Source organism: Allokutzneria sp. A3M-2-11 16 (assembly GCF_024213555.1).
Classification (GTDB): Bacteria; Actinomycetota; Actinomycetes; order Mycobacteriales; family Pseudonocardiaceae; genus Allokutzneria.
Genome location: NZ_JANAVO010000019.1, coordinates 41,516 through 67,188, shown reverse-complemented (window position 1 = coordinate 67,188; position 25,673 = coordinate 41,516). Strand labels below are relative to the sequence as shown.

Sequence of the window (25,673 nt, the reverse complement as noted above, 5' to 3'; positions counted from 1 at the left end):
CTCCATTCTATCGTAAGAAAATATTCGATCACGGCTCTACAGGGTGAATTGCCAGGCGTCCGAAAGCCCGAAAACGCAACCCCAGCGAAAAAGCAAGGGCGGGCTGGAAATCGGGGTCGGCTTTACCTGGGGTGCGCGTGCCATACGCTTATCGCGAGGGCCGGGGTTTCATCCCGTGCCCCTGAGAGGCCCAAGGGCACGCGCAAGGGGCCCCCAGGTCAAGCCGACCCCACGCTGGTACCGGCGCGAGCTGGAAGCCCAGCTGGAAGCCCCAAAAGACCTCAATCCTTTCGAGCAGTCACAGCCATCCCAAGCCCAAGCCCGATCATCGTCATCCCGGCAGCCCCACCCATGACATCCAACCGCCGACTGGACCTCCCGAACCAGGCCCGAGCCGTCCCCGCGAGAAATCCCCACCCAGCATCCATAGCCAACGCCATAACCGCGAAAATCGCACCAAACAGCAACATCTGCCCAGCCACATTCCCCACAGGATCAACGAACTGCGGCAAAACAGCCGCGAAGAACACCGCGGTCTTCGGATTCGTCACACTCACCAGAAAGCCTTCGAAAAGCGTGCGACGTCCGGTGACCGCACCCCCGGCCCCGGCCTCGAACGCCGCGCGGAGTTCTCGGCGCTGCCGGTACGCCTTGACGCCGAGGTAGATCAGGTACGCGGCGCCGACGAGCTTGACGGTGGTGAACACGAGGGCGGAGGTCTGGATGATCGTGCCGATGCCCGCGGCGACGGCGGCGGCGAGGACGAAGCTGCCGACGGCGCCGCCGAGGACGGTGACGAGGGCGGCGCGGCGGCCGTAGGCGAGGGCGCGGCTGATCACGAAGAGCACGGACGGGCCGGGCACCGCGATCACGATGAACGAGGCGATGGTGAAGGCAAGGACCTGATCCATGCCCGAACACTACCCGCGCGTGCTACCGTTTTTGGACGAGTGCCCAAGGCACTTGCCCAACATCGGGAGGCGGCATGGGAACGCGGGTGCGCGAACGGCTGACCGGCGCGGCGCCGGGGCTGATCGTGGAGCTGGGCTGGGCCGGGGTCAGCACCCGGGTGCTCGCGGAGCGGGCCGGGGTGACGCCGGGATTGGTGCACTACCACTTCTCGTCGCTGCAAGCCCTGCTGAGCGAGGCCGCGATCGGCGCGCTCACGCGGCTGGTCGACGATCTCGGCGCGCTGCTGGAGCAGGCGAAGTCCCCGGAGGAGGCGGTCGAGGGGATGCTGACGGCGCTGTCGGAGTACTCCGGGAGCGACCCGATGTCCTTGCTGGTCACCGAAACCTTCCTCGCGACGACCCGGGACGCCGAGCTGCGCGGCGCGGTGGGCGAGGTGCTCGCCGACTTCCGGGCGCGCCTGGCCGCGTGGTTCGCCGAGCACGGCGTGGCCGACCCCGAGGCCACGGCGGCGGTGCTCGCGGCGACGGTGGACGGCTTGTTGCTGCACCGCGCCCTGCTGCCCGAGCCCGAGGCCGCCGCGACCGTGCTGCGCCGACTCGTGGCGGTGCGGTCATGAGGGTGGTGATCTGCGGCGCCGGTATCGCCGGGCTGGCACTCGCGGTCCGGCTGAGCACGAGCGGTGACGACGTCGTGGTCCTGGAGCGCGCGCCCGGCCCCCGCGCGCAGGGCTACATGATTGACTTCTTCGGGTCCGGGTACGCGGCGGCGGAGCGCATGGGGCTGCTGCCCCGGCTCCACGAGCTGGGCTACCGCGTCCCCCGGGCCAGCTACGTCGACGAGGACGGCCGCGTGCGCGCGTCGCTCGGGTTCAGGCGCTTCGCCAAGGCCGTCAACGGCGGACTGGTCAGCATCATGCGGCCGGACCTGGAACTCGCGTTACGAGAAGCGTTCCAGGCGGAGCTGCGCTTCGGGACGACGATCACGAGCGTGGACAACCGCGCGGACGGCGTCACCGTCGAGCTGTCGGACGGCACCACGATGGAAGCTGATCTGCTCGTCGGCGCCGACGGGATCCACTCCTCGGTCCGCGAAATGATCTTCGGCGAGGAGCGGGAGTTCCTGCGGTACCTCGGGTTCCACACGGCCGCGTACACCTTCGACGACGCCGAGGTCCGGGCCGCGGTGGAGGGCGGGTTCTGCCTCACCGACACCGTCGACCGGCAGATGGGCCTCTACGCGCTGCGCGATGGGCGGGTCGCCGTGTTCACCGTGCACCGCACCGCCGATCCCACCAGACCGGAGAACCCCACGGCCGCCGTGCGCCAGGCATACGGCTCGATGGGCTGGCTGGTGCCCCGCGCGCTCGCGAAGGCGCCCGAGGAGATCTACTACGACCAGGTCGCCCAGATCGAGATTCCCCGTTGGAGCGAAGGACGGGTGGTCCTGATCGGCGACGCCTGCCACGCCGTGTCGCTGCTCGCCGGACAGGGCGCGTCGCTCGGGTTGGCGGGTGGCAGCCTCCTCGCCGACGAACTGCACGCGCGGCCGACGATCGCCGAAGCGCTGGCGGGCTACGAGCGCCGGTGGCGTCCCGTCGTCGAGGAGAAGCAGCGCGTCGCCCGCAGCGGGACGCGGTGGTTCCTGCCGGACTCGCGGCCCCGGTTGTGGGCGCGCCGGGTGGCGCTGAAGCTGGCGCGCCTGCCGCTCGTGGACCGCGCCATGGCGACCGCGCTCGTCGGCAAGCTCTAGGATTCCCCGCGATGAGCCCGATCCCCGGCAGCTACCCGGTCCGCTTCGGCACCGCGGAGCTGCTCAACGACCTGGACCGGCCGGACGGCTGGCTGCTCACCGTCGGCGGGGTCGCGCAGTCCTATGTGGACCTCGACGATCCGACGCACCTGGAGTTCGACTACGTGCGCCGGATCGGTGACGTGATCGACTGCCTCGGTGAGCCGGACGCGCCGATGGACGCCGTGCACGTCGGCGGGGCGGGCTGCACGCTGCCCCGCTACGTCGAGGCGACGCGGCCGGGTTCGCGGCAGCTGGTCCTGGAGGCCGACGCGGAGCTGGTCGAGCTGGTGTGGTCGCAGTTCCGCCTGCACGAGGTGGCGGGGCTGGGCCTGCGCGCGGGCGACGGGCGCGCCGGACTGGCCGCGCGGTCCGCCGGATCGGCCGATCTCGTGGTGCTGGACGCGTTCGAGCGCGACTCGGTGCCCTCCGCACTGTCCACAGTGGAGTTCTTCGCGGACGTGGCCCGGGTGCTGCGCTCCTCCGGCAGCCTGGTCGCGAACATCTTCGACGGCCCCGGCCTTGAGTTCACCAAGCGCCTGTCCGCCACCCTGTTCACCGCCTTCGAGCACGTGCTCCTCCTGGCCGAGCCGCGAGTGCTGCGCGGGCGCCGCTTCGACAACGTCGTGCTGCTGGCCTCGGCGGAGGAGCCGCCGGTGGAGACGCTGACCCGGCGCGCGGCCTCGGCGGTGTTCCCGGCGAGGTGCGTGCCGCCGGACGCCGTGAAGCGCTTGTGCGGCAAGGCGGAACCGATCACCGACGCCGCGCCGATGACGGCCCCGACGCTACCGAAGGACCGGCTGGGATTGTTCAGCTAAATCGAGTTGACCACGGCTGACGCCGCGTAGAGGCTCACCGCCATGTCCCAGGCCAGAGCAGTGACCGCGCCGTTGCGCCACCCCGACTTCCGGCGGCTGGTCACCGGGCGCACCTTCGCGGAGTTCGGCAACGCCGTCGCGCCCGTCGCGCTGGCGTTCGCCGTGCTGGACCTGACCGGCTCGGCGATCGACCTCGGGCTGGTCGTCGGCGCGCGCTCGCTGGCCAACATGGTGCTCGTGCTCTTCGGCGGGGTGCTCGCCGACCGGCTCCCCCGTTCGGTGATCTTGCAGGGCACCGAGACCGCCGCGGCGCTCACGCAGGCCGCGATCGCGGTGAGCGTGCTCGGCGGGTTCGCGTCCATCCCGCTGCTGCTCGGGCTGAGCGTGGCCAACGGTGCCGTGTCGGCGATCGCGTTGCCCGCGTCCTCGTCGATCGTCCCGCAGACCGTGCCCACGACGCTGCTCCAGCAGGCCAACGCCCTGAACCGGATGTTGGCCAACACGGGCCGGTTCGCCGGCGCGGCGGCGGGCGGGGTGCTCGTGGCCGCGTTCGGCTCGGGCTGGGCGATCGGCGCGAACGCCGGGTTGTTCCTGGTCGCCGCGCTCGCCTACCGGCGCCTGCGGACCGCGCCCGTCGAGCGGTCCGGGAGGTCGCGGCCGTTCACCGAGCTGGCCGAGGGCTGGCGCGAGTTCCGGTCGCGGACGTGGCTCTGGGTGGTCGTGCTCCAGTTCATGATCGTCAACGCCGCCGCGTCCGGCGGGATCTTCGTGCTCGGGCCCGCCATCGCGGACGAGACCTTCGGCCGGGCTGGCTGGGGTCTGGTGCTCGCCGCCGAAACCGCGGGCTGGGTGCTCGGGGGCGTGCTCGCCGCGCACTGGCGGCCGAACCGGGCGCTGGCGATCGGCGTCGCCCTGGTGCTCTGCAACGCGATTCCGCTGCTGGTGCTGGCGGAAGCGCCGAACCTGGTGCTGTTGGTGATCGTCATGATGCTGACCGGTGGCGCCATCGAACTGGGCGCGGTCGCGTGGGACGTCTCGATGCAGGAGAACGTGCCCGCGGACAAGCTCGCGCGGGTCTACTCCTACGACGTGCTCGGTTCGATCATCGCGGTGCCGCTCGGGCAGATGGCCGTCGGGCCGCTCGCCGAGCACTGGGGCCGCGAGCCGGTGCTGCTCTCCGGCGCCGCGCTGATCGTGGTCGCGACCCTGTTCGCCTTGTGCAGCAAGCAGGTCCGCGGCCTGCGTCGGCTAGCGCCCGTCGAGCCCGCGTCCCCGTAACTGGTCAGCAGCACTCCCGACACCGCCTACACTCGTCTCCGCCACCCCATCGTCCCCACGCTCCCCCGAACATCCGCGCGCGCAGCCTAGAGAACCCCGTTTCGTACTCAATACCGTGGATTAGAGCGCTCCAAAACCCGTTAAGAGTACGAAACGGGAAAACGCGGGGCGGGGGCTAGCGCCTGCGGGAGTTGTCCAGGACGGCGAACACCTCGCGCAGGGCGGCGGTGGCGGCTTCCAGGGTTTCCTCCGGCAGCGCGGCGAAGACCTCGGCGTGGGCGGCCGAGTTGGCGAGGACCGCCGACTCCGCCAGCTCCCTGCCCGCCTCGGTGAGCACGATCAGCGTGCCGCGCCCGTCGTCCGGATCGCTCTCCCGGCGCACCAGCCCGCGGGCGGTCAGCCTGGTGATGATGTTGCTGGTGCCACCGCTGGAGAGCAGCAGCGACCGGCCCAGCTCGCTCGGCTTGAGCCGGTAGGGCGGGCCGGAGCGGCGCAGGCCGACCAGCACGTCGAACTCCGCGGTGGTCAGGTCGAACTCCGGCAGCTCCCGCCGGGTGGCCGCGTCCAGGTCGCCCGCCAACAGCATCACGCGCTTGACCAGCTCCGATGTCGGCCCCAGCGCCTCAGGCAGCTCCACCTGCCAGGACGCGATCAGCCGGTCCACCCTGTCGCTCACCCGGCCACGATATTCGACATCCCGATAGCTTTTTTGAAAGCTTTCTGTAAAGTACCTCCGCATGCTGATCCAGAACGCCACCCTGATCGACACCGCGCCCGCACCGCGGGTACTGCCCGGCCACGACCTGCTCGTCGAGGACGGCCGCATCGCCGCGGTCGGCAGGGGCTTACCCAGCGCGGGCCGGACCGTCGTCGACGGCACCGGCCGCATCGTGCTGCCGGGTTTCGTCGACACCCACCGGCACACGTGGCTGACCGCCCTGCGCGGCAGCACCGCCGACATGGACCTCATGGGCTACCTCGACCTCGTACTGGGCCGCATCGCGCCTCGGTTCCGCCCGGACGACGTCTTCCACGGCACGCTCGCCGGAGCCATCGAGGCGCTGGCCTCCGGCGTCACGACGGTGCAGGACTACGCGCACATCGCCTACACCAAGGCGCACGCGGACGCCTCGGTCCGCGCACTGCGCGAGTCCGGCGTCCGCGCGGTTTTCGCTTACGGGCAGCCGGTTTTCGGCGGCGGAGGCGGTCCGGACGACGTCCGCGCGATCCACACCGAGCACTTCACCGGCGACGGCCTGGTCACGATGGCGCTCGCGGCGTCAGGCCCCTCGTACTCGCCGATGGACGCGGTGCGCGCGGAGTGGGCGCTGGCGGAGGAACTGGGCCTGCGGGTCTACGCCCACGTCGGCAGCGGCCCGGTCGCCGAGCACCCGATCGAGGCGTTGCGCGCCGCCGGACTGCTGACTCCGGACATCACGTTCGTGCACGGGAACTCCTTGCCGGACAACGAACTCGCGCTGATCTCCGCGGCGGGCGCGGCCGTCTCGATCTGCCCGGCTGTCGAGGCGCGGATGGGCCACGGCGCTCCGATGGCCGATCGCCTCACCGCGCACGGAGTCACGACGGGGCTCGGCGTCGACGTGGTCAGCACCGTTGCGGGAGACATGTTCTCGCTGATGCGCGCGACCCTCCAGACCAGCGGGCTGGCCGCGGCGGACGCGCTCCGACTGGCCACAGTGGACGGTGCGGCGGCGTTGGGCATGGCCCACCACGTCGGCTCGCTCACCGTGGGCAAGGCGGCCGACCTGGTGGTGCTGCGCGCGACCGACCCGAACCTGGTCGGCGGCGAGCACGACCCGATCGAGACCGTGGTGACCTCCGCGCATCCCGGCAACGTCGAGTCGGTCTTCGTCGCGGGAAAGCCAGCGCGCACCACGATTCCGGCCGAGCTCGCCGAAGCCCTCCACGACTCGGCGAACCACGTGAGGGGCTAGACTGTGAGCACCTCCCACTCCCCCATCAGTGGCCGAAGTGGTCTAGAGAACCCCGTTTCGTACTCAATACCGCGAAATGGAGCGCTCCAAAACCCGTTATGAGTACGAAACGGAAAACGGCGGCTGGGCGGGTGTCGGGCTAGTGCGTGTCCGATATGTGGTTGAGCTGAGGGTCCCGGTGACGATGCCGCCCGGGTTGGGGTGTCTTCAAGTACTCCCAACCCCCTCCCAGAAGTCTTTAACCACTCCCAACCCCAACACGGACCCGAGGGTTTGCTGTCGTTAAAGACCGCTTGGGCGAGGGTTGGGGGTACTTGAAGACCGGCGTACCTGAGGGCTTGCAGGACAGGGTTAGCCGTACTGGTTGCGCGTGCGTCGAGTTGGGGGCTCTGGGGTGGGTGGTTCGGGAGCGGCGGTGAGTTCGGGGGGTGGTGGCTGCGTGCCGAGGCGCGCCGTCATGCCGCGAACCCGCTCACGCAGTGCTTCGGCGGCGCGGTCGGTGCCGGGCGTGGTGGTCGCGGGGTGGCGGATGATCGAGCGGCCGTGCGACTGCGCCGCGCTGAGCAGGCCGTCCGACACCCCGGGCAGCGCGAGGAACGCGAGGGAGAGCAGCCCGGGATTCATCTCGTGCGTGCGCAGCCTGCGCCGGTGGACGATCCGGATCGGCAGGTCGAACTGCAACGACACCGAGGAGCCGGACAGGGCCACTTTTAGTATCGACAGGACGGCTTCCTTCGCCTTGCCCGCGACCATGTCCGTGCCCTTGCGCGCACCGGGGATCGGCGGCAGGACGAAGGTGGCGCGCTGCACCGCCTTGTCGATCATCGACGTGGTCACCACCTCGAAGGCGGGCCGGGTGTGGATCTCGCGGATGTCCTTCCACGGCACCACCTTCTTCTGGTCGATGGCCAGTCCCCCGGCCGAGACGTGGATGCGGCCGAGCCGGTCGATCAGCGAGGAGGGGACGGGCAGCGCGGACGGCAGGAACGGGGCGATCACCTTGCTCGCCGACATCTCCCACGCCTGCTGGACCGCGCACTGGGACACCAGGTGCCGGACGTGCTCGGGCAGTCGCTCGTACATCACTCACCATCTCCTTCGAGCGCGTTGATCAGCGCGATCGACCACGGGAAGCGGTACTCCACCGGCAGTTCCGCGGTCAGGTGGGTCTCGCCGAGCGCGGAGCGGATCACGGCCTCCGCGAACAGCGCCGAGATCGTCACCCCGAGGTCGCGGTCGGCGAGGCCCCGCGCGAAGTCGGCGACCGCGGCGCGGTCGAGCTCCGGCCAGCGCCCGCGCGCGGCCTCGGCGAGGGCCCGCGTGACGAGCGCGTCGCCGGGGTAGGCCGATCGGTGCTGGCGCCCGCAGTACTCCTCCAGTGCGGAGGTCCGGCCGCGGCGCAGCTGGTCGAGGACGTGCTGGAGGTCAGCGTCGTTTCCGGGCATTGATGATCTGCACCGCCTTCGTCACGCAGTTGATGGTGATCAAGGTGAGGGTCAGCGCCAGCTGTCCGATCACCTGTTCCGGGCCGAACTCGGCGGTGGCGGGGTTGTGGACCGTCACCTCCTCGTAGATCGGTGGTGGGTCGTAGGTCTGGTCGTTCGAGATCAGCGACAGCGTGGTCTGCGCGGTCTTCTCGGCCGCGTCCATGGCGTTCTCCACGGTCGGATCAGCCGCCATCGACACCCCGCAGGCATCGAGGTACGCCAGCATCGCGTCTTCGGCGCGGACGAGGTCCTTGTACGCGGCGTGGATCTGGCCGAGCGCCAGCAAGCACTGCATGACCGCGGACTGCATCCGCTCGTTCGATCCACTGTGGACGATCACGAGGACGGACCGGTACTGGTCGATCTGTTTCCGGCTCTTGGCGAGGCGCGCTTTCGCGGTGCGCACACGCATCACCGCACCCTTGATGGTGTCGGCGCTCTCGGTGATGAGGCTCATCGATCAGCCACCGCAGACGACGCAGCCGCGCGAGGTGTGGGGCGTGGTGCCGCCGCACGACGCGCAGTAGTCGGGGAAGTTCCGGTCACCGCGCCCGCCACCGGCGGCCTTGCTGCCGCATTGGACGCAGTACGGCATGGAGAGCCCGCCCGAGACGTGCGGGGTCTCGCCCGCGCAGTTGAGGCAGTGGCGGCCGAACTGCCCATCGGGGTACTTCGAGGTCTGCGCGGGCCGAGTCGGTTGGGGAGCGGAGACCGCCCAGGTCGTCGGCGCGGGCAGAATCCCCTGGGCCCCGCGAACCGCGGCGAGGCCCACTCGCCCGACGCGTCCCATGATCCACTCGGTGCGGGTCAACGGTTGCTTCCACTCTGCGCTGAGCATCGCGCGGACCCAGTGCGCGATGAACGCCACGAGCACGATCCGGTGCGCCCAGTCGCCGCCCGGGAAGTTCACCATGAAGATCAGCAGCCCGGCCCCCGCAGCCACGGCGCTGGTCAACGCCCCTCGCTTGAACAAGGCGACCAGGGACGCGAGGACCAGCACCGCCGAGTCCGAGCCGTACGCCGCGCCGATCATGCACGCGACGACCTCGATCTCCAACGGGCGTCGCGCGATCGCGATCACCATCGAGTCGGTGATCGTCTTGCCCTTGTTCACCAATCCGCCCAGCCGCTGCTCGTCGGCGGCCCGCATCAGCCGGGCGAACCCGTGCACCAGCACCACGAAGACCACGCCGAGGAACCACTGCGGCTCAGCGCGCACCAGCTCGGTGCTGGACGGCGGTGAACCACTGGCCATCAGCAGCGCCAACGGCATCAGCCCGATCGCCCAGATCCAGCCGGGGACCCGGCCCGGCCCGAGCGCGAGCAGCACCAGCCCGGTGATGATCGCGGGTACGACGGCAGGCACCACCGCCGCACCGCGCACGGTCAGACCGAGCACGAGGGCGAAGAACACGCAGGCGCCCAGCCAGACCGCTCCCAGCAGACGAGGCGAATCCCATGTGTTCTCAGGCGTTTCCCCGACGTCGCCGGTGATGAAGCGCTCGATCTCGTCGAGGTGGGAGCCGATGTCGAGACCGGCCGGGGCGGTCAGGTCGGGGGTGACCGCGGGCGGCAGCCCCGCGGCCGTCCGCTCGTCGAGCGCGGGCTGGGCCGCCGCGACGGCCTGCGCCCAGAGGCCCTCCACCCGCTGGTCGACCTGGGCGACCTCGTCGGCGGCGCCCAGTTCGGTCATGGCCCGGCGGTACTGCTCGATGGGGTTCATCGGGACTCTCCTGAACGGGCCGGTGCGAACGGCACGAGCGGCCGGGGCCTGTTGTGAGCGGCGCGGTCGAACCACAACCCGCGCCTCGGCTGGGGATGCCACGTGACCAGGTCGGCTCCTGGCAGGCCGGACAGTTCGCCGCCGTGGACGTCCAACGCGACCCAGACCCCGATCTGGTCGTCGATCTGGGAGCCGAAGTCGGACAGGTCCTGCTTGAGCCGGTGCACTCCGCGCCACCAGCCCACCAGGTGCACACCGGATTCCGGTGCGTCGGCGAGGATCTGGCGCAGCAGCTCGTGTCCGGTGGCTGAATCCGAACAGGGTTGGCGCAGAACAGAATGGGCCGCGTCCACGCCGACGAACACGACGTAGTGGCGCGGACCCGGTGCGGTGGGCTCGGCGAGTTCCTTCAAGAAGGCCGGAATGTCCGACCGCGCAACGAAATCCGGCCGGTGACCGTGCGCCGAGAGCAGGTCACGGAGGTCGACGGCGATGCTGTCGGAACTACCGGACACCACCGTGAACCGCGCGTCGGCGACCGTGCACTGCTTCGCGATCGACGCCGTCGCGGCGGACAGCACGCCGTGCACCTCGTCCGGCCTGGTGCCGATGACCGCGATGTTGCGGCCGGGAGCACCGTTCAGCACGACCTGAGCACTGCGATCGGCGACGTCGAACGTGCGCCCGAGCAGCGCCGCCCGCTGGTCCGCCGAAACCGGCCGCAGTGCCCGGTAGTCCGCCGCGCACACCAGCTCGGGCACGTGATCACCGTCGAAGACCGAGGGCTCCGGCGAATCCGCGCGGCGCCGTTCCCACAGCTGGAGTTGGGTCGCGGCAAGCATGTCGTCGTCGAAGTGCGGGATGCGGACCTTGCGGTCGTGGCCGCGGACACCGGACTGCTGGTTGACGATCGCGTGGAACCGGGGCAGGGCCAGGGCCGCCTCGTTGTCGTCGGCCAGCACCCGCGTCGCCCCCGGCAGCGCGATGCGCAGGGTCAGCTGCGCCACCAGGGCGGGCCGCCCCCACAGCGCCTCGATACCGGAGACGTCCTGGCTGGACAGCACCAGGTGGATGCCGAACGAACGCCCTCGCCGGGCGAGATCTTCCAGCAGCGACGCGGCTTCCTCGGTCACCGCGTCCCGATCGGCGAGCAGCACCTGGAACTCGTCGATCACCGCGACCACCCGCGGCCACCGGCCCGCCGGGTCAGCCTCGCGCAGACCGGCGATGTCCTTGGCCCCACGGCGTTTCACCTCGGCGGAGCGGATGCGCAGCTGCTCGGCCAGGTGCCGCAGCATGGCCAGGCCGAACTCCCGGTCCTGGTTGATGTTCACCCCGATCAGGCGGGCGTGCGGCAGCCAGCCGGGATCGGCGGCGCTCGGCGCGAAGGCGGCGAAGGACACGCTCTCCTTGAAGTCCAGCAGGTGGAACTCGACCTCGTCCGGGCTGTACCGGGTCGCCAGGCTGAAGAGCAGCGCGTAGATGAAGTTCGTCTTGCCCGAGCCGCTCGGCCCGCCGATGAGCGCGTGCGGCGGCGAGTCCCCCAGCCGCACCTGCTCCACCGCTCCCCCGACGTCACCGATGTCCGCGACCAGTCCGTCCTTTGTGGACTCCGTCCACCAGTGCTCCGGCAGCAGGCCGGTCGCGGGCACACCGCCGCGGCTCAGTCGCTCGTCGAGGGCGGCCATCGCGGGCGATCCGGGAAGCGGGACGCCGTCCGGCCGCACGTCCAGCAGCGGTCCGGCCGTGGAGGCGCGGATCCGGCGCGGGCTGACGTGGACGGTCTCGGCGACCACCCCCGGCGGCACCGGCGTGTCGATCAGGATCGCGTGCAGCCCGCATTCCGGCCCGGCGCGCAACAACCACGCCAGCTCCTCCATGTGCTGTGCGCTGAGCATCGAGCCGAGATCGGAGAGGATCAGCAGCCGCCACTGCTCCGGCCCCGTCCGCCGGATCCGCTCGACGTCGTCGTTCAGCCGGGCGAGCAGGTTGTCCATTTGCCCGGGACCGGTCGGGTCGATGTCGAAGACCAGCCGCTGCTCGTAGACGTCGTCGCGGTCCAGGAACGCTGGCATGAACCGGTCCCCGATGACCAGCAACGACTTCGGCGGGGTGCTCGCGAGGGCGCGCAGCACGAGGTTGTCCACGATCGCCGACACCTCGGCGGCGCACTCGTGCGCGAGCGTCCCGTGCCAGGAGGGGTCCGGCGGGTTGATCACGACGTGCCCGCTGCCGAGCAGCGGGACGACCACGGGGACGTCCGCGCACCGCCCCGCGCCGACCCCGACGCGGGCGGTGCCGAACCGCAACGGCCCCGGCGCGCCCGCCTCGGCGAAGCGGGTGACGTGGTCCCAGTCCGCGAGGGCCTCGGCGGGGCCGAGCTCGCGGAGCATCCCCAGCACGTGCCCGACGGGCCCGCCGACGCCCTGGGCGGGCACGGCCGCGCCGCGCCGGGTCCGCGCGCTGCCCCGCGCCAGCGCGAGGCCGTCGTGGACGCGCGTGAGCGTCATCAGGTACTCGGCCTGGTCCTGGTCCATACCGGCGGCTCAGATCGACTTGGCGTAGCGCTGGGCGGAGTCCTGCGAGTGCGCGATCGCCTTGCGCGCGTCCGCGATGCTCGACTTCGCCTTGCCGAGCGCCGCCCGCGCCTGGGTGATCAGCTCGTTGCCCGCGCCCTCGGCGGCCTTGCTCAGCATCGACATCGCCTCGTCGAGCTTGGCGGATGCCTGAGCCAGTCCCTGCGCGCCCTGCCCCGCCTGCTCGTTCGCCCGCGCGATCGCGCTCTTCACCTCACTGATGGAAGCCACTTCCGCTGCGTCCTTTCTCCCGGTCGGCACGGCCGGTGCCGCGCTCCGAGTGCAGAACAGCAACTGATCCATTCGGTGTGAACACACTGCGCTACCGTGGCCGCGAACGCCGAACCCCGTTCGAGCCCTCGAACGCAGGTCAGGGCACATTTCCGAGCAGTCACCGGGAGAAACGGACCGTGGGCGATAAAGAAGGACCGATACCCCCGACGACACTCGTGTTGGAATTCCGCCAGCGATTGAAAGATCTTCGCGTCGAGGTGGGCGATCCGACCGGGGCGGAAATGATCCGCGCGGTGCGAAACACCAAGGGACCGCGGCTGCACCCGTCGACGCTGTCGGAGTTCGCCACCGACAAGCGGCCGACGTCGTTGCCCGGACAGGACTTCGTCCACGCGTACGTGCGCGCGTGCCTGCGCCACCGCGGTGACGCTCCCGAGGAGATCGAACGGCAGGTCTACGGCTGGCTCGCCTCGCGCACGGGCGTCGTCGTCGCACTCGGCACGAGCATCACCCCCGTCGAGGAGGAGACGCCCGAAGCCGAAGGGACTCCGGAGCAGGCCGTCGACCTCAACCTCGTCTGCCATCCGGCGGAACTCGGCGACGCGCTGCGGTGGTTGGTGATCACGTCCGGCCGCGAGCCGTCGTGGGTGGCCGCAGGGCTCGGGAAGAGCCCCGCGTGGTTCGAGAACGTCCTCGGCGGGCGCGAGCTTCCCTCGGCGGACGAGTGGGCCGAGATGCTGTCACTGCTCTCGGTCGACAAGGCCGATCTGACCGCGTGGCAACGCACCTACGAGCGCGTCGAGCACCACGCGGGCCGATGCACCGCGGTAGCGCCGAAACGCAGGCCCGCCCTCCTGATCGGAGCCGCCGCCGCGATGGTTCTCGTGGTCCTCGGCGGCGCCGCGTACCTGTGGTGGGGCGGCGACAGCCGCGACGCGAACGCCGAGCTGGCGCAGAACAGCCCCTGCCTGCGCGGCGGCCCCGGCTTCACCGTGCTCAACCACCACAGCAGCATGTTCGTCAACAACCAGGACCGGCCCCGGATGGGAATGCAGCGCGGAGTGACCGAACTCGGCGTGCGTTACGCGAACGCCCACCCGCACGATGAGTACAAGAGCTGTCTGTTGTCGTTGCGCGCCAACACTTCCAGCGGCCCGCAGTGCCTCGCCTCGGGCGGCGGGGCGGAGATCGTCTGGCAGCCGTGCGACGACGCGCGGCGCACGCAGCAGTGGGTCCACGAACCGCACTGGAACCACGAGTCCGTCCAGTGGGACCGCCTGCACTCCGCGGCCGATCCCGAGCGGTGCCTGCAACAGGCCAGATCGGGCAGCGCGGGCACACCACTGGTGCTCGCCGCCTGTTCGACCGACTGGTTGCAGCACTGGAGGTTGCTGCCACCACCCTGATGCGCAGCGCGTTGGCGGAGTCGGCGGGGAGCCGGAAATTGTAGTCTGGCCCCACCCGCGAATGCGCCGAGAGAAGGCGTGAGGTCCTCATGGCGACGAATCTGTCGAGGCCGCTTGAGCACGTCACGGCCTCCTACGACGATCCTGCCGCGTGGTCCCGGCCGACGCGCGACACGACCGCCGATCTCCGCGACGCCCCCGACCTGGCCGCCGCGCTCCCCGAACTGCTCACGGGGGCGATGGCGCTCATGGGTACCGAGGCGGGGAACATCCAGCTCCTCGACCCGAGCCGCGATTCGCTGGTGCTGGTCACCCAGGCCGGATTCGGCCCCGAGTTCGTCGACCACTTCGCGGTCGTCGACAACGACGACGGTTCCGTCTGCGGCCGCGCCGCCTCGCACCGCGCCCAATCGGTCGTGGCCGACGTCCGCCGCGACCCGGCGTTCACACCGCACCACAAGGTGTTCCGCGCGGCGGGGGTTCGCTCGGTCCAGTCCACCCCCTTGGTCGACAACACCGGCAGGCTGGTCGGCATGATCTCGACGCACCTGCCGCGCCCCGGTCGGCCGTGCGAGCGGAAACTGCGGCTCATGGGGCTCTACAGCCACTTCGCCGGTGAGCTCGTCGCCCGGCTCCTGGGCCGCCCCTCGCCCTCGGTCACGGCCGAGGGCGCGACGGTGCGCCTGCTGACCGAGACGGTCACCCAGATCTTCGGCGCTGGGCTGAGCCTCGCCGCCGCCCAGTCGCTGATCACCGATGACGCCGCCGCGCAGCGCGTGCGGGCGGGCATCGCCAAGCTCAACGACGCCGTCCGGACGATCCACCGGGTCAGCGGCGAGATCCAGACGGGCGCGGCAGCGGCTCGGAAACGGCGACGTGCCTCGGCCGGGTGACTCAGTTCTTCTTCTGGATCGCGTGGTAGCTCACCCAGTCCCGCCGGTTGCACACCGCGGCGCTGTCGTTCGGCAAGGGCGGCATCCACCGGCCGTCGCGGAAGTAGACGCTTCTGTCCGGTCGCGTGCAGGTGATCGTGATCCGGTGGAAGCCGTCACCCCTGCGACAGTTCGATGCCGCCCCGGTCCCGTTCTCGATCAACCTGATGTAGCAGGAGGTCGGGGCGGCCTGCGCTTCGGTGGTCGCGCCGAGCACCGTGGTGCCGCTGATGACCGTGGTCAGCGCGAGTACATGGGCGAACTTCTTCACGACGTGTGGCCTCCTTGGTAGTGTATCGATTTACCACCTGTTCGGCGCACGACAGTAGGGTCATGCGGTTACCGCGTCAACTCACGTATCGCGGGTGCTAGAGCGCCTGGGCGGACGGGCGCAGCAGCAGCTCGGACACGGCGACGTGCCTCGGCCGGGTGACCAGGTAGGACACCGCGTCGGCGACGTCCTGCGGTTGCAGCCACTCGAACTCCGCCGTGCTGGCGTCGGTCAGCTCCGTGTCCACCATGCCCGGCTCGACCAGTCCCACCCTGACGCGGCCGACCAACTCCTTGCGGATGCAGTCGCTGAACGCGCCGACGGCGTGCTTGGTCGCGGCGTAGACGCTGCAACCGGGCGCGGTGATCCGGCCCGCGACCGAGCTGATCGTCACGACGTCCGCGATGCCGCGCGGTCCCTCGGCGGCGGCGACCAGGTGCGGCAGCGCGGCGTGGGTGCAGGAGAGCACCGCGAGCAGGTTGATCTCCACGGTCTGCCGCCACCGGTCGAGGTCGGCCTCCAGCGCCTCCTCGACGAACCCGATCCCGGCGTTGTTGACCAGGATGTCCAGCCGCCCGGTCAGCTTGACCGCCTCCAGCACCGCCGCCGTCGCCTGGTCGCGGTCGGTGAGGTCGGCGGGCACGGCGAACGCGCGGCCGCCCTTGCCCTCGATCTCGGCCACCACGCGGGCCACCCGCTCCCGGCGCCGCGCGACCACGACCACCGTGGCCCCCCGTTGGGCCAGGTCATGGGCGACGGCCTCGCCGATTCCGCTGGACGCGCCGGTGACCAACGCGACGGTTCCGGCCAGTTCCCTGTTCATCACCGGCGGATGGTTTCACGGGGGAAATGGGGCGACAAGGCGGTTCGAGTTCTCGCGCATTTTATTGAGGCGCACTCACGTTTTTGTGGATTCCCCGAGGTCGAGGAGGTCATTAGCGTCAGCCCCCCATGATGCCTGAGGGGGTATTCGTGAACTTCGCTCGAATGATGGTGGCTGTCACGGCGGCGGCGCTGGTCGCCGTTCCCGGAACCGCCGAGGCCGCGGCGTGCGCGTGGAAGCCCGTTCCCCTGCCGATGCCCGCCGGGGCCGTCCAGGCGGACGCGACCGCCGCCGACGGGGTCGGTGGTCACGTCGGCACGGCCGAGTTCGCCGGTTCGGAGCAGCACGTCGTGCGCTGGAGCGGCTCGACGATCACCGACTACGGCCGCGTGCCCGGGACCTTCCCGAACGGCCTGACCGCGCGCGAGGTCAACCGCGGCGGCGTGATCGTCGGCAATGCCAGCCAGCTCTACTCGTCGGTGGCGTTCCGCTCCGCCGGGACCGCGCTGGCCCGGCTGCCGCTGCCCGCGGGCACCACGTCCAGCCGCGCGAACGCGATCAACGACAGGGGTGACGCGGTCGGCTGGGCGGTGCTGCCGGACCGAACCCGCAAGGCCGTGCTGTGGCCCGCTGACCGTCCAGAGACCGCAGTTGAACTGGGGGGACTGCCCACGGGGTTCGTCGAGGCTGTCGACATCGACGAGGACGGCACCATTCTGGTCCGCCACTCCAACGACCAGTACAACTCCACCTCGTACAAGTGGCGCGACGGCGTGGCCACCGCGCTGCGCGCTCCGGCCGGGGTGAAGAGCGCGGAGGCCACCGGGATCGCGGCCGGTCGTGTCTCGGGCACCTTCGTGTACCAGGACGACAGCAGGCGCGCGGGTCTGTGGGACGCGGCGGGCGCTCCGCAGGTGCTGCCGCAGGGCAACCGCGCCGAGAGCGTCAACCGCGGCGGCTTGGTGGTCGGCGTGATCGACGCGGGCGCGGTGCCGATCCTGTGGCGCAGCACCACCGTCGAGTCCGTGGTGCGCACGTCGGAGCCGCTGTACCTGGGCAAGGTCGGTGACGACGGCACCATTCCGGGCCACTACACGCGCCAGCCGAACAACCGGCACTCCCCCGTCGTTCTCCGCTGTTCCTGACTCCCCTGTTCCTGACTCAGTCGTCGCGCGCCTGACCCGCCACGTCGGCCAGGCGCGCGACGATCTGCTCGACGTCGTGGCGCGTGGTGCGGAAGTTCGTGACGCAGGCACGCATCCCGTGCTGACCACCGAGGCTCGCGGGTCCGAGGAGCGCCGTGCCCTCACCGGCGAGGGTGGCCAATGCCGCGGCGTGCTTTCCGTGCTTCATCCGGAAGCACACCGCGGTGAGCGACACCGGTGCCATGAGCTCCAGATCTCGTTCTGCGTCAACAAGATCGGCCATGTACTGAGCCAGGTCGAGCATGTGGTCCATCGCGGCCCGAAAGGCTCCGACACCGAAAGTCCGGAGGGCGCTCCAGATCTTCAGCGCCTTGAATCCGCGCGACAGCTGGGGCCCGTGGTCCATGTAGTCGATCATCAGCGCGTCCTCCGCGACCGTGAGGTACGAGGAGGAGAACGCGTACGCGTCCGTGAGCGTGCTGCGATCGCGCACCAGCAGACAACCCGCGGCCAGCGGCGCGAAGAGCAGCTTGTGCGGGTCGACGGCAATGGAATCCGCGCGGCCACACGCTTGGAACTCCTCCCGTTTGTGTTCGGAGAGCACGAAAAGCCCGCCGTACGCCCCGTCGACGTGCAGCCACAAGTCCTCGCGTTCGCACACGTCCGCGATGTCGGCGATCGGGTCGATGGAGCCGCTGGTGACCGTTCCCGGGGTGGCGACGACGCAGAACGGCTCCCGCCCCGCCGCTCGGTCCGCGCGGATCTCCTTCTCCAGCAAGTCGACGCGCATCCGCCACTGGTCGTCCGTGGGGATGCGGCGGACGTTGTCGAGGCCGATGCCCAGAATCGCCGCGGCTTTGTCGACGCACCGATGCGCTTCAGCGGAGGTGTAGACGACCAGTATCCGCTCGCCCATTTGCAGGCCCTGTTCACGAAAACGCGGGCGTCGCGCGTGCAGGGCCACGGTCATCGCGTTGAGGGTGGCGATGGAACCTCCCTCGGTGAGAATCCCGCCCGCGTGCTCCCCCTGGCCGAACAGCGCGGAGAGCCACGCGACCACGCCCCGTTCGACCACACTCGCCGCCGGTGAGAGCTGCCAGAAATTGCAGTTCTGGTTGATGGTGGCGGCAATCGCCTCCGCGTACGGCGCGATGCCGTTGGGCGGTCCGAGCACGTAGGCGAGGAATCGCGGGTGAGCCACCGTGGTGGAATTCGGCAGGATCTTCTCGTTGATCTCCCGGAAGAGCCCTTCGACCCCGATCCCCTCTTCAGGAATCGCCAGCAACGCCTCAAGGGCATCGCGGTCCACGTCGGGCACCAGGGGACGTTCGGGGATCGAGCGCTCGTAGTCGTCGAAGAAGGCGGTCAGCAGCTCTCCGGCTTTCTTCCGCTCCGCCTCGTCCAAGTTCAGCATGGTTGGTCACACTAGGAAGAACCCGAGGGCACGCGATGCCAAATCTGCCCCTGATGCGCCCTTCCGTAGCATCACGTGCCGTGGACAAGACAGATCGCGCAATTCTCGCGCACCTGATGGAGAACGGGCGCCTCGCCAACATCGAGCTCGCCGACCTGGTCGGCTTGTCGCCTTCCCCGTGCCTGCGGCGCGTGCGCCAACTCGAACGCGACGGCGTGATCACCGGCTACCACGCCGCGATCGACCCGGCCGCGATCGGTCGCGGGTTCCACGTGCTGCTGCACGTCGAGATGGCCCTCCAGGACCACGCCACCATCGAGGCGTTCGAGGCCGCCGTGCGCGAGATCGACGAGGTGGCGCACTGCCTGCGGATGTTCGGGCGCCCCGACTACCTGTTGTGGCTGGCCGTCCCCGATCTCCACGCCTACGAGCGGGTCTACATGGCCAAGCTCACCGGCCTGCCGGGGGTGGCGCGGACCAACTCCCAGTTCGCCATGGCCACCGTCAAGAGCACCCCCGGCCTCCCCGTGCCGTCCTAGCCCACATCCCGCCAGCGGCCATCAACGATCGCGAGCACCCCCCACACTCACCCCCACCACATCCCCCCGCGCAGCCCAATATCCCGTTTCGTACTCAAAACGGGCTATGGGAGCGCTCTTTTTCCCGCTATGAGTACGAAACGGGAGATCTCTAGGTTGAGGCCGCCTCACGTTGGGTCTGGGGGCGGTTGGGATGCATGGGCACAGTTTACTTGGTGTACGGGCATGCGGAGTGCGGCTCCGCCGGTGAGCAGCACCTTGGCTCCACCGCGGATCGCCAGGATGGGGGTCAGCGCGGTGGTCACCAGGGTGAGACCGCGGCGCCGGGCGAGGAGCGCGCGGACGGCCGCGGTGGTAGCGCAGCCCGTCGTGCCCACGGTCACGCGGCCCGGCGGTACCAGGGCGGCGACGCGCTCGGCCAGGAAGTCTCGCGACACCTGACAATTCATAGCGTTGCGCGGCGCGCACCGGTACAAACCATTGGCCTCGACCGAACAGTGGACGCTACGCTCGCGTACGTGAACGTCCTCGCGCGCCGATTTACCGGCCCCCTGACCCCGAACGGGCGTCGTGGGGCCAGCGCCGTGCCGCGCTGACGGAGCCCACCGGAGGAGCCCGCGGGTCAGGGGGAGTCGCCACCCGCTCGCCCCCTTCGGAAGAGGCCGTCATGCTCACCTCGGAACAGCTCGCCCGCGATCTCGCGATTCGTGATCTCACTGATCCCGCAACGGGTCCGCACGCCGTCCAGCTCATCGTCGACGACCTCGTCGACGTGCTCGCACGCCTGTGGGAATGCGAGGTCCGATGGTGTCGCGGGGATCGCGTGGTCAGTATCGCCGACAACTACGACAACCTCGGCTACGACGCCGCAGCGGTGACCCGCGACGCACGCTACACCCGCTACGTCGACCCGGATCGCATGCTGCGCAGCCATTCCAGCGCCATGATCCCGTCCGCCCTGCGCGCGCTCGCGGCGAATCCGGCCGACGACGTGCTGCTCGTGTGCCCGGGGATCGTCTACCGGCGGGACTCCATCGACCGCCTGCACACCGGGACCCCGCACCAGCTCGACCTGTGGCGGATCGGCCGGAAACCCTTGGGCCCGCTGAAAGAGATGATCGGAGCCCTGGTCGGCGGCGCCGAGCACCGCGTCGAGCCCCGCACCCATCCGTACACAGTGGACGGTCTTCAGGTCAACATCGTCCACAATGGAGAGTGGGTTGAGGTCGCGGAGTGCGGCCTCGCCCATCCCCGAGTGCTCGCGCGGGCCGGGCTGGACGAGTCGTGGAGCGGCCTGGCGATGGGACTCGGACTGGACCGGATGCTCATGCTGCGCAAGGGAATCCCTGATATCCGCATCCTCCGCTCCGACGATCCCCAGCTGCTGGACCTGCTCCCCTACCGGCCGGTCTCCGCGATGCCGTCGATCACCAGGGACATCTCCGTCGCGGTGGACGCCGACGATCTCGCCGAGGACCTGGGTGATCGTGTGCGCGACGCGGTGGGCGACGACTGCGTGGAGTCGGTGGAGATCGTGCGGGAGACGCCGTGCGCGGAGCTGCCGCCGCGGGCGCTCGAACGGCTCGGCGCGCGTGCGGATCAGAAGAACCTTCTCGTCCGGATCGTGCTGCGACGGTTGGACCGCACGCTCTCCGACACCGAAGCGAACGTGCTCCGGGACCGGGTCTACGCCGCCGTGCACCGCGGCAGCGCGCACCAGTGGGCGGCGGAGCCGCGATCCTAGGTGGACGCATCGACCGCACCCGCCGGGACACGGCGCCCGTAACCAGTTCGAGTGAGCCACTCTGCGTGACGACTGGAATGGGGTGATGCTGACGATCCGCGTACCCTGATGACCGACGGGAGTGCAGATGGCGGTCTCGACGCGAATTGTGCTCGCAATAGCGATGCTGATGACGGCGACGCTCAGTAGTCCTATCCGCGCGTTGTCTGAAGAAGTGCCCGGCGATGCCGCGATGGGCTCGCAGATCGCCAAGCACGAGGGGCGGGAGCCCGGAGCCGCACGCAGCTCCGCCCCGCCCGTGGACCCCGCGACCGGCGTCGCCGTCTTCGGCATCGACGTGAGCCGGTGGCAGGGCGATGTGGACTGGCCGCACCACTGGCACAACGGGGTCCGCTTCGCCTACGTCAAGGCGACCGAGGGCACGGGCTACACGAACCCGCACTTCGGCCAGCAGTACAACGGGTCCTTCCACGTCGGCATGATCCGGGGCGCCTACCACTTCGCGCTGCCGGACCGTTCCTCAGGCGCCGACCAGGCCAACTACTTCGTCAACCACGGCGGGGGGTGGTCGCGGGACGGCAAGACCCTGCCCGGTGCGCTGGACATCGAGTACAACCCGTACGGCGAGAACAAGTGCTACGGGCTCGACCAGCCGACGATGACGCGGTGGCTCAAGGACTTCTCCGACACCTACCACCACCGCACGAGCCGGTGGCCGGTGATCTACACCAGCACGAGCTGGTGGGCGATGTGCACGGGCTGGCACGCCGGGGACTTCAGCAACAACAACCCCCTGTGGGTCGCGCGCTACGCCGCCGCGACCGGGACGCTGCCGCACGCCTGGCGCGTCTACACGATCTGGCAGTACTCGTCGACGCCGATCGACCAGAACTCGTTCAACGGCAGCTACGACCGGTTGGTGGCGTTGGCACTCGGCTGAAGCCCGCGGGCGGCGTCGACATCGCGGTTCGGCACGGTGGTCGGGGCCTCCAGGTGCACGGCCCCGCTGGGCAGGATGCCCGCGCCGCCCGCCCGCGCCATCACGCGGTGCTGGGCGAGCACGTCCTCGCCACTGTGCTCCTCGGGCAGCTCGGTCCAGAAGTCGAAGCCGCCCACCGCTTCCAGCTGCGCACGGTCGAACAGCACGCACCCGCCGACCCACGCGATCTTGTAGGCGCGCCAGTCCCCCGGCCGCAGGCGCAGCCGCTGGGCGAGGTGCGTCGGATTGGCCGCGTTGTGCAGCGTCCACCGCGACCACTCCGTCGATCCCGGTTCGACCGACTCCGGGATCGGCGGGGTCTGCCATTCCTCGTACGGCGCGAGCTCCTGCGGGCGCACGTCGTCCAAATAGGACAGACCTTGTACGGCGTTGCCGACGAAACCGCAGCGCAGCGTGGTGATCGCCTCGTGCAGCTTGTCCAGGGTTCCGGGCTCCAGCCACACGTCGTCGTCGAGGAACAGCACGTACGGCGCGCTGGCGCGGCTGAGCAGGAAGGCGCGTTGCTGCGCGAGGCCGCGACGCGGCAGGTTGCGCAACAGTGACACCCGCTTTCCCTTGTACCGCAACACTCTCACCATGCACGACGCGGCCGGGCAGGCGTAGCCCGGTTCACCGTCGGACTGGTCGCTGATGGTCACCGTGAAGTCCGGCCCGTCCTGCGCGGCGAGTCCGGCGAGCGTGGTCGCCAGCTCGGCCGGGCGATCGCGGCTCGGCACGAGAACGTCGATGGCGGTCATGACGAACCGGTCCGGATGCGGTCGATCACGGCCGTGGTGGAGTGGTCGGAGAGGTAGTCGAGGATGTGCACCTCACCGCCGAGCGCGCGCACGATCGGAGTCTCCGGCAGCATGTCCGGCGTGTAGTCGCCACCCTTCGCGTACACCTCGGGCCGTAGCGCGCGTAGCAGCTCGGCCGGGGTGTCGTCGTCGAAGAGCACCACATGGTCCACACAGGACAGTGCTGCCACCACCGCGGCGCGGTCGGATTCGGTGTTGACCGGGCGCTCGGGTCCTTTGAGCCGCCGGACTCCCTTGTCGGAGTTGAGGGCCACGATGAGCACGTCCCCCAGCCGCTTCGCCTGGTTGAGGTAGGCGACATGACCGCGGTGGAGCACGTCGAAGCACCCGTTGGTGAACACGATCCGCCGCCCGGCCGCGCGGTGTTCCTCCACCGCCTTCGCCAGCTGACGCGGTTCGGAGAGCGCACCTTGGTCGCTGCCAAGGCGTTCGGCGAGTTCGGCCCACGAGCAGACCGCCGTTCCGGGCCGGTGCACCACGACATCGGCGGCGGCCTGCGCGAGCTCCGCCGCGGTGCTGAGCGGGACACCAGCTGCGGCTGCGATCGTCAGTGCCGCAACGAAAGTGTCTCCCGCGCCCGCCGTGAAGTTGTCCGGGGCCGGGCGCGCCCAGGTGCGGTGGGGCGGCTCGTCACCGTCGAACAGGACGGCTCCGTCGCGGTCGAGCGTGGCCATCATCGCGCGCGAGCCGGTCAGCTTGGCGAGCTTGCCGCGTTCGCGTTCGAGCACCGACAAGCGGCCAGACGCCTCCGCGGGAAGCGCGGCACCGAGCAACGTGGCGATCTCGTTCGCGTTGGGCGTCACGACATCCGGCTTCAACTCTTGCCAACGCGACAAGGAATGCGCGTCGACGACGAGCAGCGGGATGCTGTCGCGCACGGCCTTGATCGCCTCGATGACCTCCGACCCGAGCACGCCGATCCCGTAGTCGCAGACCAGCACCGCGTCGATCCCGGCAACCGCGCAGCTCACCGAGTAGGCCAACCGCGCCGAGACGTCCGGTGCGAGCGGACCGCGGTCACCGTCGTCGAAGCGCAGCATCAGCTGATCACCCGCGATGATCCGGCGTTTCGTGGTGGTGATCCGGCCCGGCGCGCGGACGACCTGTTCGGTGCGCACACCCGCGCTCCGCAGCGATGCCACGAGCCGATCACCCGGAATGTCATCCCCGACCGCCGTCACCATAAGGCTTTCCGCGCCGAGCGCCGCCAGGTTCACCGCAGTGTTCGCCGCCCCGCCGGGCACGAAGTCCTCTTTGGACACATCGACGACGGGCGCGGGGGCTTCGCGGCAGAGCCGGTTGCAGCTTCCCGTCATCCACCCGTCGAGCAGGGCGTCGCCGATCACCGCGATCCGGGGACGGCGCGCCGCGAGCGACCGGGGCAGTTCCGGCGTGAGTGCGCGGGGATTGCTCATCTACGGCCTCCGGCGATCGCCATGTGCAGAACCTTCGTGGTGGTCATCTCGTCGAGCAGTTCGGGCCCGTAGCCGTAGCCGGTCCCGCTCGCCCCGCGCGGCTGGGCGGCTCCCCCGGGCGCACCGCCGAACACGGCGTTCACCTTGACCGTGCCGACGGGCAGTTCCCGCCACGCGCGCTGTGCGTGCTCGGCCGAATCCGTGAGCACAGTCGCCGCGAGCCCGTACGGCCCGGACGCGGCTTCGGCAAGGCCCTGCTCGAAGTCCCGGACCACGCGCACCGGCGCGACGGGCCCGAAGGTTTCCTCGGCGAGCACCGCCATGCCGGGCTCGCATCCGGTGAGCACCGTCGCCGGGTACTGCGCCCCCGCACCGGACGGGATTTCCCCTCCAGCAACGCGTTCCGCCCCGCGTGCCAAAGCTTCCATCACGTGGCCGTGCACGTGGTCGCGGTGTCGCCGGTCCACCAGCGGCGGCAGCTTCGTGTCCACCGCGAGCCGGGTCAAGGCGGTGATGAACGGCCGCGCGATGTCCTGGTGGACGTAGATCCGTTCGACGGATGTGCAGATCTGGCCGCAGTTCGCGAACGCGCCGAGCGCGGCCTGTTCCGCCGCCCACTCCGGGTCCACGTCGGAGTCGATCAGCAGCGGGTCGTTGCCGCCGTTCTCCAGCAGGGTCTTCGACCCGGTGCGCGCGGCGGCTTCGGCGATCGCGTGGCCCGTCGCCGTGCTGCCGACATGCGCGATCACGTCCGCGTCCGAGTTGAGCACGAGCCGCGCGCCCACGTCGCCGTCCCCCATCAGCGTCCGCATCACGCCGTCCGGCACGTGGGCACCGAGGACTTCGCCGAGCACCAGGCCCGTGCGCGGACACCGCTCACTGGGCTTGTGGATCACCACGTTGCCCGTGACCAGCGCCGCGCCGATCAGCCCGCACGACACCGCGACCGGGTCGTTCCACGGCGTGAGCGCGATGACCACGCCGCGCGGTTCCGGCACCATCATGTCGACCGCCTGGTGCGCGCCCAGCAGGCTGCGGCCCCGGTGCAGCGGCCCCAGCTCGGCGTACTGGACCAGGGTCGAGGCTCCGGCCAGGACTCCTTCGCGGGCTTCTGCCGTGTCCCGCCCCGTTTCTTCGTGGTTGAGCCGGGCCAGGTCGTCCGCGCGGTCCCTCAGGTGCGCCGCGGCGGCGTGCAGGGCTGCCCCGCGCTCGGCGGCGGAGGTGCGCGCCCACCCCGGAAACGCGCTCCTGGCAGCGGCGCAGGCGTCCGAAACATCTTTCTCAGAGGCCATCGGCAGCTCCCACACGGGCGAACCGTCTTCGGGGCTGCGGATCTCGATCACCCTGGCGTGCACCACGTCGGTCATGCGGCCGGAATACCCCGCAGTTCGCCGCGAACACTTCGTTTGCCGCCGT

The 25,673-nt window shown here is 70.2% G+C and carries 25 protein-coding genes; 11 read left to right on the top strand and 14 right to left on the bottom strand.

The features are described 5' to 3' along the window. Nucleotides 1–281: 281 nt before the first annotated feature. The gene (locus tag NLX83_RS37250; protein WP_254239981.1) at nucleotides 282–911 is read right to left on the bottom strand and encodes a LysE family translocator; all 630 of its coding nucleotides are present in this window, start codon (nucleotides 909–911) and stop codon (nucleotides 282–284) included. A 74-nt stretch (nucleotides 912–985) separates the two neighbouring features. Between NLX83_RS37250 and NLX83_RS37245 the strand changes: the two genes are divergently transcribed. The 4 genes from NLX83_RS37245 to NLX83_RS37230 are packed head-to-tail and all read left to right on the top strand — an operon-like array spanning nucleotide 986 to nucleotide 4,796. Continuing rightward, nucleotides 986–1,528 carry a TetR/AcrR family transcriptional regulator gene (locus tag NLX83_RS37245; protein ID WP_254239980.1) on the top strand — a complete coding sequence of 181 codons (543 nt, stop codon included), beginning with the start codon at nucleotides 986–988 and terminating at the stop codon, nucleotides 1,526–1,528. Beyond that, the gene (locus tag NLX83_RS37240; protein WP_254239979.1) at nucleotides 1,525–2,661 is read left to right on the top strand and encodes an FAD-dependent oxidoreductase; all 1,137 of its coding nucleotides are present in this window, start codon (nucleotides 1,525–1,527) and stop codon (nucleotides 2,659–2,661) included. Before NLX83_RS37245 ends, NLX83_RS37240 begins: the two co-directional genes overlap by 4 nt. Before the next feature lie 11 nt (nucleotides 2,662–2,672). After that, complete coding sequence (locus tag NLX83_RS37235) at nucleotides 2,673–3,518, top strand: spermidine synthase (RefSeq protein WP_254239978.1); 846 nt, start codon at nucleotides 2,673–2,675, stop codon at nucleotides 3,516–3,518. Nucleotides 3,519–3,560: 42 nt separating this feature from the next. Continuing rightward, a complete protein-coding gene (locus NLX83_RS37230) occupies nucleotides 3,561–4,796 on the top strand; it encodes an MFS transporter (protein WP_254239977.1) in 1,236 nt (411 codons plus the stop codon). A 175-nt stretch (nucleotides 4,797–4,971) separates the two neighbouring features. Here NLX83_RS37230 and NLX83_RS37225 read toward each other — a convergent pair whose 3' ends face one another. Beyond that, the gene (locus tag NLX83_RS37225; protein WP_254239976.1) at nucleotides 4,972–5,472 is read right to left on the bottom strand and encodes a MarR family winged helix-turn-helix transcriptional regulator; all 501 of its coding nucleotides are present in this window, start codon (nucleotides 5,470–5,472) and stop codon (nucleotides 4,972–4,974) included. Between the two features lie 61 nt (nucleotides 5,473–5,533). On the opposite strand from NLX83_RS37225, the gene NLX83_RS37220 reads away from it, so the two are divergent. Beyond that, entirely contained in the window at nucleotides 5,534–6,751 is a 1,218-nt protein-coding gene (locus tag NLX83_RS37220) for an amidohydrolase family protein (protein ID WP_254239975.1), read from the top strand. Nucleotides 6,752–7,102: 351 nt separating this feature from the next. Here the strand turns inward: NLX83_RS37220 and NLX83_RS37215 are convergent, their stop codons facing one another. The 6 genes from NLX83_RS37215 to NLX83_RS37190 are packed head-to-tail and all read right to left on the bottom strand — an operon-like array spanning nucleotide 7,103 to nucleotide 12,768. After that, complete coding sequence (locus NLX83_RS37215) at nucleotides 7,103–7,837, bottom strand: hypothetical protein (protein WP_254239974.1); 735 nt, start codon at nucleotides 7,835–7,837, stop codon at nucleotides 7,103–7,105. After that, complete coding sequence (locus NLX83_RS37210; RefSeq protein WP_254239973.1) at nucleotides 7,834–8,196, bottom strand: hypothetical protein; 363 nt, start codon at nucleotides 8,194–8,196, stop codon at nucleotides 7,834–7,836. Before NLX83_RS37210 ends, NLX83_RS37215 begins: the two co-directional genes overlap by 4 nt. After that, the gene (locus tag NLX83_RS37205) at nucleotides 8,177–8,695 is read right to left on the bottom strand and encodes a hypothetical protein (protein WP_254239972.1); all 519 of its coding nucleotides are present in this window, start codon (nucleotides 8,693–8,695) and stop codon (nucleotides 8,177–8,179) included. Before NLX83_RS37205 ends, NLX83_RS37210 begins: the two co-directional genes overlap by 20 nt. 3 nt (nucleotides 8,696–8,698) lie before the next feature. Continuing rightward, nucleotides 8,699–9,961 carry a hypothetical protein gene (locus NLX83_RS37200; RefSeq protein ID WP_254239971.1) on the bottom strand — a complete coding sequence of 421 codons (1,263 nt, stop codon included), beginning with the start codon at nucleotides 9,959–9,961 and terminating at the stop codon, nucleotides 8,699–8,701. Continuing rightward, entirely contained in the window at nucleotides 9,958–12,498 is a 2,541-nt protein-coding gene (locus NLX83_RS37195) for an FtsK/SpoIIIE domain-containing protein (protein WP_254239970.1), read from the bottom strand. Before NLX83_RS37195 ends, NLX83_RS37200 begins: the two co-directional genes overlap by 4 nt. Before the next feature lie 9 nt (nucleotides 12,499–12,507). Beyond that, nucleotides 12,508–12,768, bottom strand: a complete 261-nt coding sequence (locus NLX83_RS37190; RefSeq protein ID WP_254239969.1) for a hypothetical protein — start codon at nucleotides 12,766–12,768, stop codon at nucleotides 12,508–12,510. 296 nt (nucleotides 12,769–13,064) lie between these two features. Here NLX83_RS37190 and NLX83_RS37185 point away from each other — a divergent pair, with 296 nt between their 5' ends. Beyond that, nucleotides 13,065–14,177, top strand: a complete 1,113-nt coding sequence (locus tag NLX83_RS37185; RefSeq protein ID WP_254239968.1) for a helix-turn-helix domain-containing protein — start codon at nucleotides 13,065–13,067, stop codon at nucleotides 14,175–14,177. 89 nt (nucleotides 14,178–14,266) lie between these two features. Beyond that, entirely contained in the window at nucleotides 14,267–15,070 is an 804-nt protein-coding gene (locus NLX83_RS37180) for a GAF domain-containing protein (RefSeq protein ID WP_254239967.1), read from the top strand. 1 nt (nucleotide 15,071) lies between these two features. Here NLX83_RS37180 and NLX83_RS37175 read toward each other — a convergent pair whose 3' ends face one another. Both NLX83_RS37175 and NLX83_RS37170 read right to left on the bottom strand, forming a co-directional pair. Then, nucleotides 15,072–15,380 (bottom strand): hypothetical protein, encoded by a 309-nt coding sequence (locus tag NLX83_RS37175; RefSeq protein ID WP_254239966.1) that lies wholly within the window; start codon nucleotides 15,378–15,380, stop codon nucleotides 15,072–15,074. Between the two features lie 97 nt (nucleotides 15,381–15,477). After that, nucleotides 15,478–16,203 (bottom strand): SDR family oxidoreductase, encoded by a 726-nt coding sequence (locus NLX83_RS37170; RefSeq protein WP_254239993.1) that lies wholly within the window; start codon nucleotides 16,201–16,203, stop codon nucleotides 15,478–15,480. 149 nt (nucleotides 16,204–16,352) lie between these two features. Between NLX83_RS37170 and NLX83_RS37165 the strand changes: the two genes are divergently transcribed. After that, on the top strand, nucleotides 16,353–17,348 hold the full coding sequence (locus tag NLX83_RS37165) for a hypothetical protein (RefSeq protein WP_254239965.1): 996 nt from the start codon (nucleotides 16,353–16,355) through the stop codon (nucleotides 17,346–17,348). Nucleotides 17,349–17,364: 16 nt separating this feature from the next. Here the strand turns inward: NLX83_RS37165 and NLX83_RS37160 are convergent, their stop codons facing one another. Further along, nucleotides 17,365–18,762, bottom strand: a complete 1,398-nt coding sequence (locus tag NLX83_RS37160) for a pyridoxal phosphate-dependent decarboxylase family protein (RefSeq protein WP_254239964.1) — start codon at nucleotides 18,760–18,762, stop codon at nucleotides 17,365–17,367. 80 nt (nucleotides 18,763–18,842) lie between these two features. Between NLX83_RS37160 and NLX83_RS37155 the strand changes: the two genes are divergently transcribed. From NLX83_RS37155 to NLX83_RS37145, 3 genes are all read left to right on the top strand, one after another. Then, a complete protein-coding gene (locus tag NLX83_RS37155) occupies nucleotides 18,843–19,301 on the top strand; it encodes an Lrp/AsnC family transcriptional regulator (protein ID WP_254239963.1) in 459 nt (152 codons plus the stop codon). 667 nt (nucleotides 19,302–19,968) lie between these two features. After that, the gene (srmL, locus tag NLX83_RS37150) at nucleotides 19,969–21,045 is read left to right on the top strand and encodes a PheS-related mystery ligase SrmL (protein ID WP_254239962.1); all 1,077 of its coding nucleotides are present in this window, start codon (nucleotides 19,969–19,971) and stop codon (nucleotides 21,043–21,045) included. A 163-nt stretch (nucleotides 21,046–21,208) separates the two neighbouring features. Beyond that, entirely contained in the window at nucleotides 21,209–21,985 is a 777-nt protein-coding gene (locus NLX83_RS37145; RefSeq protein WP_374118860.1) for a lysozyme, read from the top strand. On the opposite strand, the gene NLX83_RS37140 is transcribed toward NLX83_RS37145, so the two are convergent. The 3 genes from NLX83_RS37140 to NLX83_RS37130 are packed head-to-tail and all read right to left on the bottom strand — an operon-like array spanning nucleotide 21,952 to nucleotide 25,624. Next, nucleotides 21,952–22,782 carry a glycosyltransferase gene (locus NLX83_RS37140; RefSeq protein ID WP_254239960.1) on the bottom strand — a complete coding sequence of 277 codons (831 nt, stop codon included), beginning with the start codon at nucleotides 22,780–22,782 and terminating at the stop codon, nucleotides 21,952–21,954. The genes NLX83_RS37145 and NLX83_RS37140 overlap by 34 nt on opposite strands. Further along, nucleotides 22,779–24,257 (bottom strand): D-glycero-beta-D-manno-heptose 1-phosphate adenylyltransferase, encoded by a 1,479-nt coding sequence (gene rfaE2, locus NLX83_RS37135; RefSeq protein ID WP_254239959.1) that lies wholly within the window; start codon nucleotides 24,255–24,257, stop codon nucleotides 22,779–22,781. Before rfaE2 ends, NLX83_RS37140 begins: the two co-directional genes overlap by 4 nt. Then, nucleotides 24,254–25,624 (bottom strand): aldehyde dehydrogenase family protein, encoded by a 1,371-nt coding sequence (locus NLX83_RS37130; protein WP_254239958.1) that lies wholly within the window; start codon nucleotides 25,622–25,624, stop codon nucleotides 24,254–24,256. Before NLX83_RS37130 ends, rfaE2 begins: the two co-directional genes overlap by 4 nt. Nucleotides 25,625–25,673 lie beyond the last annotated feature (49 nt).

What these genes read in the sequence shown, in the direction of transcription:
- NLX83_RS37250 (WP_254239981.1), bottom strand. Translation starts at nt 911, where the DNA reads ATGGATCAGGTCCTTGCCTTCACCATCGCCTCGTTCATCGTGATCGCG.
- NLX83_RS37245 (WP_254239980.1), top strand. Translation starts at nt 986, where the DNA reads ATGGGAACGCGGGTGCGCGAACGGCTGACCGGCGCGGCGCCGGGGCTG.
- NLX83_RS37240 (WP_254239979.1), top strand. Translation starts at nt 1,525, where the DNA reads ATGAGGGTGGTGATCTGCGGCGCCGGTATCGCCGGGCTGGCACTCGCG.
- NLX83_RS37235 (WP_254239978.1), top strand. Translation starts at nt 2,673, where the DNA reads ATGAGCCCGATCCCCGGCAGCTACCCGGTCCGCTTCGGCACCGCGGAG.
- NLX83_RS37230 (WP_254239977.1), top strand. Translation starts at nt 3,561, where the DNA reads ATGTCCCAGGCCAGAGCAGTGACCGCGCCGTTGCGCCACCCCGACTTC.
- NLX83_RS37220 (WP_254239975.1), top strand. Translation starts at nt 5,534, where the DNA reads ATGCTGATCCAGAACGCCACCCTGATCGACACCGCGCCCGCACCGCGG.
- NLX83_RS37210 (WP_254239973.1), bottom strand. Translation starts at nt 8,196, where the DNA reads ATGCCCGGAAACGACGCTGACCTCCAGCACGTCCTCGACCAGCTGCGC.
- NLX83_RS37205 (WP_254239972.1), bottom strand. Translation starts at nt 8,695, where the DNA reads ATGAGCCTCATCACCGAGAGCGCCGACACCATCAAGGGTGCGGTGATG.
- NLX83_RS37200 (WP_254239971.1), bottom strand. Translation starts at nt 9,961, where the DNA reads ATGAACCCCATCGAGCAGTACCGCCGGGCCATGACCGAACTGGGCGCC.
- NLX83_RS37195 (WP_254239970.1), bottom strand. Translation starts at nt 12,498, where the DNA reads ATGGACCAGGACCAGGCCGAGTACCTGATGACGCTCACGCGCGTCCAC.
- NLX83_RS37180 (WP_254239967.1), top strand. Translation starts at nt 14,267, where the DNA reads ATGGCGACGAATCTGTCGAGGCCGCTTGAGCACGTCACGGCCTCCTAC.
- NLX83_RS37170 (WP_254239993.1), bottom strand. Translation starts at nt 16,203, where the DNA reads ATGAACAGGGAACTGGCCGGAACCGTCGCGTTGGTCACCGGCGCGTCC.
- NLX83_RS37160 (WP_254239964.1), bottom strand. Translation starts at nt 18,762, where the DNA reads ATGCTGAACTTGGACGAGGCGGAGCGGAAGAAAGCCGGAGAGCTGCTG.
- srmL (WP_254239962.1), top strand. Translation starts at nt 19,969, where the DNA reads ATGCTCACCTCGGAACAGCTCGCCCGCGATCTCGCGATTCGTGATCTC.
- NLX83_RS37145 (WP_374118860.1), top strand. Translation starts at nt 21,209, where the DNA reads ATGCTGATGACGGCGACGCTCAGTAGTCCTATCCGCGCGTTGTCTGAA.
- NLX83_RS37140 (WP_254239960.1), bottom strand. Translation starts at nt 22,782, where the DNA reads ATGACCGCCATCGACGTTCTCGTGCCGAGCCGCGATCGCCCGGCCGAG.
- rfaE2 (WP_254239959.1), bottom strand. Translation starts at nt 24,257, where the DNA reads ATGAGCAATCCCCGCGCACTCACGCCGGAACTGCCCCGGTCGCTCGCG.
- NLX83_RS37130 (WP_254239958.1), bottom strand. Translation starts at nt 25,624, where the DNA reads ATGACCGACGTGGTGCACGCCAGGGTGATCGAGATCCGCAGCCCCGAA.